This window comes from Cellulomonas sp. JH27-2 (assembly GCF_014837175.1).
Lineage (GTDB): Bacteria > Actinomycetota > Actinomycetes > Actinomycetales > Cellulomonadaceae > Cellulomonas.
The window spans coordinates 114826-127595 of sequence record NZ_JACYFR010000005.1 but is presented as its reverse complement, the minus strand read 5'-3'; the positions used below and the strand labels follow the sequence as shown (position 1 = coordinate 127595).

Below are 12770 nucleotides of genomic sequence, written 5' to 3'. Positions count from 1 at the left end.
ACCGAAACACGCGGCAGCGTCTACTCTGGCCACTGTGAGCAGCGTCGGGACCAGGGTTTTCGTCGCGCGCCTCGCCGGGACCACCGTGTTCGACCCGTTGGGTGACCAGGTCGGGCGGGTGCGCGACGTCGTCGTGCTCATCCGGCCCAAGGGGGCGCCGCGAGCCGTCGGCCTCGTCGTGGAGGTCCCCGGCAAGCGACGCGTGTTCCTGCCCCTGACCCGTGTCACGGCGGTCGACGCCGGCCAGGTCATCTCGACGGGCCTGGTGAACATGCGCCGGTTCGAGCAGCGCGCGTTCGAGACGCTGGTGGTCGGCGAGCTGCTGGACCGCCAGGTCGAGTTCGTCGACGGGTCGGGACCGGCGACGGTCGAGGACGTGGCGATCGAGCTGCAGCGCACGGGCGACTGGCTCGTCACCAAGATGTTCGTCCGCAAGGGCGCGGCCGGCCACCGCGGCCTGCTGCGGCGCCGCGGCGAGACCACGCTCGTGGGCGTCAACGAGGTGACCGGCCTGGCCAAGGCGTCGGCCGCGCAGGGCGCCGAGCTGCTGCTCGCGCAGTACGAGGACCTCAAGCCTGCGGACCTGGCCGACGTGCTGCACGACCTGGGCAGCACCCGCCGCCTGGAGGTCGCGAGCGCGCTCGACAACGACCGCCTGGCGGACGTCCTCGAGGAGCTGCCGGAGGACGACCAGGTCGCGATCCTGCAGGGCCTCGCCCTGGGCCGCGCGGCCGACGTCCTGGAGGCGATGGAGCCCGACGACGCTGCCGACCTGCTGGGCGAGCTGCCCGACGAGCAGGCTGCGGAGCTGCTCGAGCTCATGGAGCCCGACGAGGCCAAGGACGTGCGTCGTCTGCTCGCGTACGAGGACAACACGGCCGGCGGTCTGATGACCACCGAGCCCGTGATCCTGGGACCCGAGACCTCCATCGCCGCCGCGCTCGCCCACGTCCGGCGTCAGGACCTGACGCCCGCGCTGGCCTCGATGGTCTTCGTCGCCCGGCCCCCGCTGGAGACGCCGACGGGACGCTTCATCGGCGTCGTGCACCTGCAGCGCATGCTGCGCGAGCCCCCTCACGAGTCGATCGGCTCCTACGTCGACACGGACATCGAGCCGATCTTCGTCGACGCCCCCCTGATGGCCGTGACACGCCGCCTCGCGACGTACAACCTGCTGGCTCTTCCCGTCGTCGACGCCGAGAAGCGCCTGCTCGGCGCCGTCTCGGTCGACGACGTCCTCGACCACCTGCTGCCCGAGGACTGGCGCGAGGCCGACGAGGAGAGCGTCGACACCGCCACCCTGACCGTGGTGCCGGGGGTGGAGCGTGGCTGACCGCCTGGACCAGCCGCGCTCGACGCGGCGCACGATCATCCCTCGCCCGCGCCGCGAGGAGGACGCCGCCGGCCGGCTCTCGGAGTCGATCGCGCGGTTCCTGGGGACGCCGACGTTCATCATCTGGCTGACGATCTTCTGCGTCGCGTGGATCGCGTGGAACTCCTGGGGGCCGGAGGCCCTGCGCTTCGACAAGGCGAGCCAGGGGTTCACGGCGCTCACGCTCATGCTCTCCCTGCAGGCGTCGTACGCCGCTCCCCTCATCCTGCTCGCGCAGAACCGGCAGACCGACCGCGACCGCGTGCAGTACGAGCAGGATCGCCAGCGCGCCGAGCGCAACCTCGCCGACACGGAGTTCCTGGCGCGCGAGATGGCGTCGCTGCGCATCGCGCTGTCGGAGGTCGCGACCCGCGACTTCGTGCGCTCGGAGCTGCGCAACCTCATGGAGGAGATGCGCGAGGGCCGCGACGAGCCCGACGACGACGCCGAACGCGACGGCTGACCCGTACCCCTGGCACCCGGCGGGGCCGGACGGCCCACGGAGCCGCTCGTCGTGCGACCTACGATGGGCACCATGCCTGCCGACCAGCCCGACCTGGCCACCGACCAGTCCGAGATCGTCGCCGCCGTCCGCGCGGCGCTCGACGGCGTCCAGGACCCGGAGATCCACCGCCCGATCACGGAGCTCGGGATGGTCCGGTCGGTCGATGTCGCGGACGGCGTGGCGACGGTCGGCATCGACCTCACGACGCCCGGCTGCCCGCTCAAGGAGACGCTGACCCGCGAGGTCACCGCGGCCGCGATGACGGTGGACGGGGTCGACGAGGCCCGCGTCGTGATGGGCGCGATGAACGCGGAGCAGCGCGCCGCCCTGCGGACCATGCTGCGTGGCACCGACGCCGAACCGGTGATCCCGTTCGCGCAGCCCGGTTCGCTGACGAAGGTCTTCGCGATCGCGTCGGGCAAGGGCGGCGTCGGCAAGTCGTCGGTCACCGCCAACCTGGCTGTCGCGATGGCGGCCGACGGGCTGCGCGTCGGCATCGTCGACGCGGACATCTACGGCTTCTCGATCCCCCGCATGCTGGGGGTCGACCGGCAGCCGACGCGGGTCGACGACATGCTGCTGCCGCCCGAGGCGCACGGCGTGAAGGTCGTCTCGATCGGCATGTTCGTCCCGCCGGGCCAGCCCGTGGTGTGGCGCGGCCCGATGCTGCACCGGGCCCTGCAGCAGTTCCTGGCCGACGTGTTCTGGGGTGACCTGGACGTCCTGCTCCTGGACCTGCCCCCCGGCACGGGCGACATCGCGATCTCGGTGGCGCAGCTGCTGCCGGGTTCGCAGATCGTCGTCGTCACGACGCCGCAGGTCGCGGCCGCGGAGGTCGCAGAGCGCGCCGGGTCGGTGGCCGTGCAGACGCGGCAGCGCGTCGTCGGCGTCGTCGAGAACATGTCCTGGCTGGAGCAGCCCGACGGCTCGCGCCTGCACCTGTTCGGCGAGGGTGGCGGCGCGAGCGTCGCCGCCAGCCTGACCCGCCTGACGGGCACGGACGTCGAGGTGCTGGGCCAGGTGCCGCTCGACGTCCGCCTGCGCGAAGCCGGCGACGGGGGCACGCCCGTGGTCCTGGCCGAGCCCGACTCCCCCGCCGCCCAGGCGATGCGTCAGGTCGCGACCGCCCTCACGGCCCGCAAGCGCGGCCTCGCGGGGATGTCGCTCGGCCTGACGCCCGCCGGCCGCTGACCGATCACCGACGTCGGTCGTCGATCGAGCGCGACCGCGGTCAGCTGAGTCGGCTCACAGGTCGTACTCGACCACCAGCGGCGCGTGGTCGGAGAACCGCTCGGCGTAGGTCGCCGCCCGGTCCACGGTCGCACTGACGGCGGCGTCGGCGAGCTCGGGCGTCGCGAGCTGGTAGTCGATCCGCCAGCCGGAGTCGTTGTCGAACGCCTGCCCGCGCCACGACCACCACGTGAAGGGCCCGGGTCCCTCGCCGCCGAGCTCGCGCCCCAGGTCACGCCAGCCCAGGTCGTCGAACCAGCGGTCCAGGTAGGCGCGCTCGCGCGGCAGGAAGCCCGCCTTCTTGAGGTTGCCCTTCCAGTTCTTGATGTCCACCTCGCGGTGCGCGATGTTCACGTCGCCCGCGACGACCGCGTACCCGCCGCCCTCGGCGATGTCCGCGAGCCGGGCCGTGACGTGGTCGAGGAACGCGTACTTCTCGTCCATCGACGGCGTGCCCTCGGTGCCCGAGTGCAGGTAGGTGGACACGACAGTCACGGAGCGCGCCGGCGCGCCCTCGTGAGCGGCCAGCTCGAGGTCGGCCTCGACCCACCGCCCGCTGTCCCCGGTCACACCGGTCCTGAGGCCGATCCGCACGGCGCTCATGGGCAGCCGGGAGGCGATGGCCACGCCGGCGCGGCCCTTCGTCTCGCTGGCCTCGTGCGCCAGGTGCCACCCGCCGGCCTCGAGGTGGTCGGCGAGGATCTCGTCGGACGCCCGCACCTCCTGGAGCAGCAGCACATCGGGCTTGCGCTGGTCGAGCCAGGTGTCCATCCCCCGACGGAAGGCGGCACGGATGCCGTTGACGTTGACGGTCGCGATCGTGAGCACGTGCCCATCCAACCCCACGCCACCGACACGGCGAGCCTCAGTCGCCGCGGTACGCCGCCTCCAGGGCCGCGACGTCCAGCTTGACCTGCGTCATCATCACCGCGGTCGCGCGTGCCGCGCCTTCCGGGTCGGCGTCCGGTCCCAACATCAGCTCCATCGCGCGGCGCGGCACCACCTGCCACGACAGCCCGAACCGGTCGGTGAGCCAGCCGCACTGCACCTCCTGGCCGCCGCCGGCAAGGAGTGCGTCCCAGTAGCGGTCGACCTCGGCCTGGTCCTCGCAGTCCACGACGAACGAGAACGCGGCGTTGAGCTGCAGCGACGGCCCGGCCGAGATGGCCTCCACCTGCTGCCCGTCCAGCACGTACTGGACGATGAACGGATCGCCCTTCTTCACGTCGGGCATGTCCGCGGGAGCGCGCACCACGTTCGTGATCGACGAGTTCGGGAAGATCGAGACGTAGAACTCCGCGGCCTCGTAGGCGTTGTCGGAGTACCAGAGGTGGGGGTGGATGATGCCCATGAGCTGCCTCCTCGGCCGGATCCGGGACGACGATCGCCCCCGGGAACGTGTCCCGAGGGCGATCCTCGTCGTTGCGCGACCGGTAGGCCAGTCCTGGAGCTAGGCGATCCCCGCCGCGCGCTCCGCGGAGTCGACGACGTTGCTGAGCAGCATCGCGCGCGTCATCGGGCCCACCCCACCGGGGTTCGGCGAGACCCACGACGCGACCTCGAGCACGCCGGGGTCGACGTCGCCGACGACGCGGCTCTTGCCGGTCTCCGGGTCGGTGGCCCGGGAGACGCCGACGTCGATGACGACGGCACCCGGCTTGACGATGTCGGCCGTGATGACGCCCTGCACGCCGGCAGCGGCGACGATGACGTCGGCGTTGCGCGTGTGCTCCGTCAGGTCCTCCGTGCCCGTGTGCGTGAGCGTGACGGTCGCGTTGACCTCACGCCGCGTGAGCAGCAGCCCGATGGACCGCCCGACGGTGACGCCGCGGCCGACGACGACCACGTCCGCACCGGCCAGGTCGATCCCGTGCCGCTCGATGAGCTCGATGATCCCGCGCGGCGTGCACGGCAGCGGGCTCGTGACCGGCTCGTTGACGCGCAGCACCAGGCGGCCCAGGTTGGTCGGGTGCAACCCGTCGGCGTCCTTGTCCGGGTCGACGAGCTCCAGGACCGCGTTGGTGTCGATGCCCTTCGGCAGCGGCAGCTGCACGATGAACCCGGTGCACGCCGGGTCCTCGTTCAGGCGCCGCACCGCGGCCTCGATCTCCTCCTGCGTCGCGTCGGCCGGCAGGTCCTCACGGATCGAGGCGATGCCCACCTCCGCGCAGTCCTTGTGCTTGCCGGCCACGTACCACTGCGAACCCGGGTCGTCGCCGACCAGCAGCGTGCCCAGCCCGGGCGTGACACCGCGCTCGGCGAGCGCCGCGACGCGCGCGGTCAGCTCGGTCTTGATCGTCGCGGCGGTCGCCTTGCCGTCCAGGACCCGTGCCGTCATCTCAGTACTGCTCCAGGCCGGGGTACAGCGGGAACGCGTCGGCCAGCTTGGCGACGCGCGCGCGGAGCGCCGGGACGTCGAGCGTCTCGCCGCCGACGAGGGCCGTCGCGATGATGTCCGCGACCTCCGTGAACTCCGCGTCGCCGAAGCCGCGCGTGGCCAGCGCGGGGGTGCCGATGCGAAGGCCCGACGTGACCATCGGCGGCCGCGGGTCGTTGGGGACCGCGTTGCGGTTCACGGTGATGCCGACCTCGTGCAGGAGGTCCTCGGCCTCCTTGCCGTCGATCGCGGCGTCGCGCAGGTCGACGAGCACCAGGTGCACGTCGGTGCCGCCCGAGCGGACCGAGATGCCCGCACCCACGACGTCACCGGCGGTCAGCCGCTCGGCGACGATCCGCGCGCCACGGACGGTGCGCTCCTGGCGGTCGCGGAACTCCGGCGTGCCGGCGATCTTGAACGCGACGGCCTTGGCGGCGATCACGTGCATGAGCGGGCCGCCCTGCTGGCCGGGGAAGACCGCGGAGTTGATCTTCTTGGCCAGGTCGGCGTCGTTGGTGAGGATGAAGCCCGAGCGCGGGCCGCCGATCGTCTTGTGGACGGTCGACGAGACGACGTGCGCGTGCGGGACGGGCGACGGGTGGATGCCCGCCGCGACGAGGCCCGCGAAGTGCGCCATGTCGACCCACAGCAGCGCGCCGACCTCGTCGGCGATGGCACGGAACTCCGCGAAGTCGAGCTCGCGCGGGTACGCCGACCAGCCGGCGATGATGACCTTCGGCTTGTGCTCGACCGCGAGCCGGCGCACCTCGGCCATGTCGACGAGCGACGTGGTCGGATCCACGCCGTACGCGACGATGTTGTAGAGGCGGCCCGAGAAGTTGATCTTCATGCCGTGCGTCAGGTGGCCGCCCTGGTCGAGCGCGAGGCCCAGGATGGTGTCGCCGGGGCGGGCGATGGCGTGCAGCACGGCAGCGTTGGCCGTGGCGCCGGAGTGCGGCTGGACGTTGGCGAACTCGGCGCCGAACAGGGCCTTGGCCCGCTCGATCGCGATGTTCTCCGCGACGTCGACCTGCTCGCAGCCGCCGTAGTAGCGGCGGCCCGGGTACCCCTCGGCGTACTTGTTGGTCAGCACGGAACCCTGCGCCTGCAGGACCGCGCGGGGCACGAAGTTCTCGGACGCGATCATCTCGAGCGTGGACTGCTGGCGGGCCAGCTCCGCGTCGAGGACCGCGGCGATCTCCGGATCGAGCTCGGAGATGTTCTGGTCGAGGATCGGGGTGTTCTCGGCGCTCACGAAAGCTCCTTCGGCAGCGTGCGGGTGGCCGGAGGTCCGGCACCGCGCACTCGGTGGGGACCGGTGTGGTGGTGACCGGGGGCCCAGGCGTCCGACCCGTTGGTCCTGCTGCTCGTCGCTCCCCGGTGGTGACCCACCCTGTGCGCCAGTCGCGACGCGGACAGCCTAGCAACCGGACCGGGGTACCCGAACCCTTGTTTCGCGACTACCCTCGACCGGATCGCCCGTCCGTCGAGGAGGACTCTCGTGGCCCACAGTGCGCACAGCGCCCGCAGCGCCGCAGGCCGCCGCACCGGCTGTCGGGTCCGGTTGCTCGCCACGACGCTGGTCGTCGCGCTGCTCGCGGGGATCGGCCTGATGACCGCGCCGGGCGCGACCGCTGCGTACAAGCCGTTCCTCAGCATGATCCCGCCGGAGTACCCGCTGTCGACGACGACGGTGAAGTTCTCCGGCACCGTCTACCCCAGCGTCGGGCAGAAGGTCACGGTGCAGCGCAAGGACGGCTCGACGTGGGTCACGGTCGACACCGCGAAGGTGTCGAAGTCGACGTTCACGGTCGCCTACAAGGTCAAGCCGGGCAAGAAGTCGTTCCGGCTGCTGGTCGGCAAGACGAAGAGCACGACGAGCGTGACCGAGAAGTGGACCAGCTGGGCCACGGACGGCAAGAAGTACAAGGCCTACATCGCGAAGGCCCGCAAGTACATGAAGGCGTACTGCCCGACGACACCGATCGTCGTGAACACGCCGCTCGTGAACTCCTACGTCGTCGGCCAGGCGACCGAGACCTACGTGTGGACGCAGACGTCCGCGAGCAGCAAGAAGACCTACACGTGGAACCACGAGATCCACCTGAAGAGCGGCATGACCGGCTCCCAGCTCCGGCACGTCGCACTGCACGAGTGCGCGCACATCGTGCAGTTCCGCCGCCTGGTCAAGGGCACCGCGTGGCGCGACAAGGCCGATGCCACGACCGCGAAGGTGTTCAAGCGCAAGTCGGGCGAGTTCGGCGACGGCAACGAGCGCCAGGCCGACTGCATGGCGATCGTCATCACGCACAAGAAGCAGTACGGCAGCTACACGCAGTCGTGCACCGGCAAGCGCGCGACGTCGGCCAAGGCGCTCTGGAAGGCCTACGGCAAGAAGTACCAGAAGGCCGTCTACACCTTCCGGCGCTGAGGCACCGAGGAGTCGGGTGGAGTCAGGTGGCGTTCCACAGCCGCCGGTAGAAGGCGATCCGCTCGGGATCGGGCTCGATCCCGTAGCCCGCGTACACGTCGTCCTCGAAGCCCGGGCCGTAGTTCCACTCGGTGCTCCACGCGATGATCGCCAGGTCCGCCCACAGGTCGGCGACGCCCAGGGCGCCGAGGTCCAGGTGCCCGGTCCAGGTGCCGTCGTCGGCCAGCAGGGTGTTGGGCGCGCACGCGTCGCCGTGGCAGACGACCAGACGTGCGACGCGAGGCACGGGCCCGACGAGGGCCGCTCCGGCCTCCGCCGGGACGCCCGCCCGGGCGAGCCGCGCCGGCACGCCCCAGTCGAAGGGACACTCGGCGACGGGCAGCGCGTCGTGCAGGGCCCGCAGCGCGACACCGAGCTCGCGCGCGGCCTGCGCGGGACGCGCCACCCACACCGGGTCGACCGCGTTGCGGCCCGGCATCGCGCGCGTCACGAGCCACTGCCCCGTCTCGTCGGCGCCGTGCCCGACGACCTCCGGCACGGGCGTCCATCGCGACGCCCACGCCAGGCGCACCGCCTCGGCCTCGAGGTCCTGGTCGGTACCTGCAGGCGCCCACTTCACGTACAGGTCGTCGGCCCGGAACGTCTGCCCGCCCACGCCGTTGACCCACACCGCCTCGAGCGCGCCCACATCGACAGGCCCGTCGGTCAGGCCGACCAGCACCGCGACGACGCCGGCGGGCACCTCGATCGGCTCCGTCGGGCGCCCCGACAGGCCGGTCTCCGGCAGGCCGACGACCGGGTCGACGGGCGGCGTCCCGCTCCGGCCCGAGCGCCCGGCGCCGCTCGTCGCGGCTACTGCTCCACCCCGTCACCCAGCGTCTTGCGCAGGAACGCGTAGGTCAGGTCGCCGGCGGTCTGGTCGTGCTGGTGCTCGTAGCCGTGCTTGGCGTACAGCGCGAGGTTCTGCACCGAGTCCCGCCCGGTGAACACCCAGACCTCCTCGATGCCCTCGGGCAGGTACGGCAGGATCGCCAGGAGGAGTTGCGTGCCGAAGCCCTGTCCCTGCAGGTCTGGGGCCACCGCGAACCGGCCGAGCGTGGCTTTGCTGCCCTCGATCAGCACGCGGATCGAGCCGACCATGCGGTGTCCGTCCCAGCCCGCGAGCGTGATCACGCCGTCCGTCTGCAGGTCCTCGACGAGCTCGTCGATGGTCTGCGTGAGCGGCGGGATGTGGGGGTCGCCGTACTGCTGGGCCTCCGTCACGAAGGCCGCGCGGCGCAGCGTCAGGAGCTCACCCGCCTCCTCGAGAGAGACGGGGCGGATGTCGAGGTCGGCCTGCGTCATGCCCCCATCGTGTCAGCCAGGCGCGCGGGCGCACTACTCTCGGTGCTCGTGTCCCCTGCTGCGTCCCACCGTGCGGATGGTCCCACCCCCTGGGTCCTGACCCTGTCCTGCCCCGACCGCCCCGGCATCGTGCACGCCGTGGCCGGGCTGCTTGCCGACCACGGCGGCAACATCACCGAGTCCCAGCAGTTCGGCAACCCGTTGTCGGGGCTGTTCTTCATGCGGGTGCAGGTGACGTCGCCGGCCGGGCGCGGCGAGCTCGAGCAGGCGCTGGGCCGGCTGTCCGCCGAGTTCGACCTCACGTGGTCGCTCGACGTCGCCGGGCGGCCGGTGCGGACCCTCGTCATGGGCTCGACGGCCGCGCACTGCCTCAACGACCTGGCGTTCCGGCAGCGGTCGGAGGACCTTCCGATCGACCTCGTCGCGGTGGTCTCCAACCACACCGTCCTCGAGCCGCTCGCGGGCTTCTACGGCATCGGCTTCCACCACGTCCCGGTGACCGCGGCGACGAAGGCGGACGCCGAGGCGCGGCTGCTCGAGCTCGTCGAGGAGCTCGACGTCGAGCTCGTCGTGCTGGCCCGCTACATGCAGATCCTGTCCGACGACCTGTGCCGCGCGCTGGCCGGGCGCGTCATCAACATCCACCACTCGTTCCTCCCGTCGTTCAAGGGCGCCCGCCCCTACGCGCAGGCGCACGACCGCGGCGTCAAGCTCATCGGGGCGACCGCCCACTACGTCACGGGCGACCTGGACGAGGGGCCGATCATCGAGCAGGACGTCGAGCGCGTGGACCACTCCCGCTCGGTCGAGGACCTGGTGGCGCTCGGTCAGGACGTCGAGCGACGCGCCCTGGCGCGGGCCGTGCGCTGGCACGCGGAGCACCGCATCCTGCTGGACGGGCACCGCACGATCGTCTTCCGCTGACCGCCGGCCCCGCGGTCGACGTGCGGGGCTGTTGACGGACCGCCGGTCTCGTCGTACCGTCGTATTCAATGGTTTGGTTGATTAACTGGAAGGTTGATGACGACGTGACCCGTGACCCGTCGACCGATCGGCTCGACAGGGCGTTCCTCGCCCTGGGCGACCCGGTCAGGCGCACGATCGTGGCGCGGCTCAGCCGCGGCCCGGCGACGGTCAACGAGCTCGCCGCACCCTTCGAGATCTCGCTCCAGGCGGTCTCGAAGCACATCGGTGTCCTGGAGGCCGCCGGGCTCGTGACGCGCACGCGTGACGCCCAGCGCCGTCCCGTCCACCTCAACCCCGGCGCCCTCGAGGAGCTCACCGCCTGGATCGACCGCTACCGGCTGATCCACGAGCAGCGGTTCCGCTCGCTCGACGCACTTCTCGAGGCGCCCACCACCCCGCACGACGACCCGAAGGACCGATCATGAGCAACGAGCTGCACGTCGACGCACCCGCCGGCGTCCCCTTCATCGACATCACCCGCGAGTTCGACGCACCCGTCTCGCGCGTCTTCGAGGCCCACGCCAAGCCCGAGCTGGTGGCGCAGTGGATGGGCCCGCGCGAGCTGGAGATGGACATCTCCGAGTGGGACTTCGTCTCCGGTGGCCGCTGGAGCTACGTGAGCACGGCGCCCGACGGTTCGACGCACGGGTTCCGCGGCATGTTCCACACCGTGCGGGCCGACGAGTTCGCGATCCAGACCTTCGAGTACCTCGGCTTCCCGGACGTGGTGGCGATCGAGTCGGTCACCTTCGAGGACCTGGGCGACGACCGGACGCGGATCCGCATCCACTCCGTCTACCCCACTCTCGAGTCCCGCGACGGCATGGTGGCCAGCGGCATGGAGGGCGGCATGGACGTCGGCTACCAGCGCCTGGATGCCCTCCTGTCCTGACACCGGGACCCCGCCGCACCGCGAGCGCGCCCCTTCGGCGCCGAGCGCACCCCATCCAGCGGGTGCGCTCGGCACGGAAGGGGCGCGCTCGGCGCAGCGGGAGATGGGTACAGGGCTCGGTCGGGGCGTGGAGAAGCAGGGCTGAAACGATTGGGACGGTCATGCTCGGCGCCGAGGCGCGCCATCCTGAGGGGTCGATAACGATATCGACTCGCGCCCGGCGCACCGTCGCGTTCGGGTAGGTCCCGAAGGAGGGCTCCGATGAAGGCTTCCCGTTCCTGGCGTCGTGTGACGACGCTCGCGACAACGGTCGCACTAGCCGCAGGTGGGCTGGCCGGGCTGGTTGCGGCATCGCCGGCGCAAGCGGCGTCGCTGGTGCCCGTCTCGAGCTTCGGCTCGAACCCGGGCGGTCTGGGCATGAGCCTGTTCGTCCCTGCCTCCCTGCCTGCCAAGCCTGCGGTCCTGGTGGCCGTCCACTACTGCACCGGCTCGGCGCAGGCCATGTACGACGGCTCGCAGTTCGACGAGCTCGCGACGAGGTACGGCTACATCGTCATCTACCCGCAGGCCAACCGCTCCGGCAGCTGCTTCGACGTCAGCTCGGCGCAGGCGCTCACGCACGGCGGCGCGAGCGACCCCGCGAGCATCGTCTCGATGGTCCGGTACGTGCAGCAGCACTACACCACCGACACGAGTCGCGTGTTCGTCACCGGCGTCTCGTCGGGCGCCATGATGACCGAGGTCCTGCTGGCCACCTACCCCGACGTCTTCGCCGCCGGCTCGGCCTTCGCGGGCGTCCCGGCCACGTGCTTCTCGACGACCTCACCGCCGCCGGGGACCACGTCGCAGGCACCGTGGAACAGCCAGTGCTCCCAGGGGCAGCTCGTCCGCACCGGCAAGGAGTGGGGCGACCTCGCCCGCGCCGCCTACCCCGGCTACACCGGACCGCGGCCGCGCGTGCAGCTGTGGCACGGCACGGCCGACACGACGCTGAGCTACGTCAACTTCGGCGAGGCCATCAAGCAGTGGACCGACGTGCTGGGCGTCAGCGCGACCCCCGCGAAGACCGACACACCCTCGACCGGCATCACCCGCACCAGGTACGGCGCGACCGGCGACCAGGCACCGGTCGAGGCCAACAGTCTCGCCAACGTCGGGCACGGCCTGCCCGTCGACGCGGCAGCGGCCATCCACTTCTTCGGGCTGGACGCGACGACGCCCACCCCGACACCCACGCCCACGCCCACGCCCACGGTGACGCCGACGCCGACGCCCTCACCGACCGTCACGCCGACCCCGACCCCGACTCCCACTCCCACTCCGACCGTCACGCCCACACCCGGCACGTGCTCGGTGGCGTACTCGGTGAACCAGTGGAACACCGGGTTCACGGCGAACATCACGTTCCGCACGTCCGTCGCGCTCAACGGCTGGACGCTGTCCTGGACGTACCCGTCCGGCCAGACGGTGACCCAGGCCTGGAGCTCCACGACGACCCAGTCCGGCTCCACGGTCACGGCGCAGAACGCGGCGTGGAACGGCGTCGTCCCGGCGGGAGGCTCGGTCCAGCTCGGCCTGAACGGCGCCTACAGCGGTAGCAACAACGCACCGACGGCGTTCACGCTCAACGGCAGGACCTGCACCCTCGCGTGA

At 71.6% G+C, this 12770-nt stretch carries 14 protein-coding genes and 1 riboswitch; of the genes, 8 read left to right on the top strand and 6 right to left on the bottom strand.

Annotated elements, in window-relative coordinates; translation table 11 throughout:
* Positions 1–34 precede the first annotated feature (34 nt).
* The 3 genes from IC607_RS15105 to IC607_RS15095 all read left to right on the top strand — a co-directional run bounded on the left by IC607_RS15105 (position 35) and on the right by IC607_RS15095 (position 3068).
* Positions 35–1333 carry a magnesium transporter MgtE N-terminal domain-containing protein gene (locus IC607_RS15105; RefSeq protein ID WP_191788239.1) on the top strand — a complete coding sequence of 433 codons (1299 nt, stop codon included), beginning with the start codon at positions 35–37 and terminating at the stop codon, positions 1331–1333.
* Positions 1326–1835 (top strand): DUF1003 domain-containing protein, encoded by a 510-nt coding sequence (locus tag IC607_RS15100; RefSeq protein ID WP_191788238.1) that lies wholly within the window; start codon positions 1326–1328, stop codon positions 1833–1835. The genes IC607_RS15105 and IC607_RS15100 overlap by 8 nt, the downstream gene beginning before the upstream one ends.
* A gap of 72 nt (positions 1836–1907) precedes the next feature.
* Positions 1908–3068 (top strand): Mrp/NBP35 family ATP-binding protein, encoded by a 1161-nt coding sequence (locus IC607_RS15095; protein WP_191788237.1) that lies wholly within the window; start codon positions 1908–1910, stop codon positions 3066–3068.
* 54 nt (positions 3069–3122) lie between these two features.
* On the opposite strand, the gene IC607_RS15090 is transcribed toward IC607_RS15095, so the two are convergent.
* The 4 genes from IC607_RS15090 to glyA form a co-directional block, all read right to left on the bottom strand.
* On the bottom strand, positions 3123–3935 hold the full coding sequence (locus IC607_RS15090) for an exodeoxyribonuclease III (protein WP_191788236.1): 813 nt from the start codon (positions 3933–3935) through the stop codon (positions 3123–3125).
* A gap of 37 nt (positions 3936–3972) precedes the next feature.
* Positions 3973–4458: a VOC family protein gene (locus tag IC607_RS15085; RefSeq protein WP_191788235.1), complete on the bottom strand. Its 486-nt coding sequence runs from the start codon at positions 4456–4458 to the stop codon at positions 3973–3975.
* A 99-nt stretch (positions 4459–4557) separates the two neighbouring features.
* Complete coding sequence (locus IC607_RS15080; protein ID WP_191788234.1) at positions 4558–5445, bottom strand: bifunctional methylenetetrahydrofolate dehydrogenase/methenyltetrahydrofolate cyclohydrolase; 888 nt, start codon at positions 5443–5445, stop codon at positions 4558–4560.
* Position 5446: 1 nt separating this feature from the next.
* Entirely contained in the window at positions 5447–6739 is a 1293-nt protein-coding gene (glyA, locus tag IC607_RS15075) for a serine hydroxymethyltransferase (protein WP_370526298.1), read from the bottom strand.
* A gap of 74 nt (positions 6740–6813) precedes the next feature.
* A riboswitch (ZMP/ZTP riboswitch) is annotated at positions 6814–6902 on the bottom strand.
* Between the two features lie 83 nt (positions 6903–6985).
* Between glyA and IC607_RS15070 the strand changes: the two genes are divergently transcribed.
* Entirely contained in the window at positions 6986–7915 is a 930-nt protein-coding gene (locus IC607_RS15070; RefSeq protein WP_191788233.1) for a hypothetical protein, read from the top strand.
* 22 nt (positions 7916–7937) lie between these two features.
* On the opposite strand, the gene IC607_RS15065 is transcribed toward IC607_RS15070, so the two are convergent.
* Together IC607_RS15065 and IC607_RS15060 are read right to left on the bottom strand one after the other, a co-directional pair.
* Positions 7938–8657 carry a phosphotransferase gene (locus IC607_RS15065; RefSeq protein ID WP_370526297.1) on the bottom strand — a complete coding sequence of 240 codons (720 nt, stop codon included), beginning with the start codon at positions 8655–8657 and terminating at the stop codon, positions 7938–7940.
* A 110-nt stretch (positions 8658–8767) separates the two neighbouring features.
* Positions 8768–9259: a GNAT family N-acetyltransferase gene (locus tag IC607_RS15060; protein WP_191788232.1), complete on the bottom strand. Its 492-nt coding sequence runs from the start codon at positions 9257–9259 to the stop codon at positions 8768–8770.
* A 48-nt stretch (positions 9260–9307) separates the two neighbouring features.
* Between IC607_RS15060 and purU the strand changes: the two genes are divergently transcribed.
* The 4 genes from purU (at position 9308) to IC607_RS15040 (ending at position 12770) form a co-directional block, all read left to right on the top strand.
* Entirely contained in the window at positions 9308–10183 is an 876-nt protein-coding gene (gene purU, locus IC607_RS15055) for a formyltetrahydrofolate deformylase (RefSeq protein WP_191788231.1), read from the top strand.
* 104 nt (positions 10184–10287) lie between these two features.
* Positions 10288–10650 (top strand): metalloregulator ArsR/SmtB family transcription factor, encoded by a 363-nt coding sequence (locus IC607_RS15050; protein ID WP_191788230.1) that lies wholly within the window; start codon positions 10288–10290, stop codon positions 10648–10650.
* On the top strand, positions 10647–11117 hold the full coding sequence (locus IC607_RS15045; RefSeq protein WP_191788229.1) for an SRPBCC family protein: 471 nt from the start codon (positions 10647–10649) through the stop codon (positions 11115–11117). Before IC607_RS15050 ends, IC607_RS15045 begins: the two co-directional genes overlap by 4 nt.
* Before the next feature lie 261 nt (positions 11118–11378).
* Positions 11379–12770 (top strand): PHB depolymerase family esterase, encoded by a 1392-nt coding sequence (locus tag IC607_RS15040; protein ID WP_191788228.1) that lies wholly within the window; start codon positions 11379–11381, stop codon positions 12768–12770.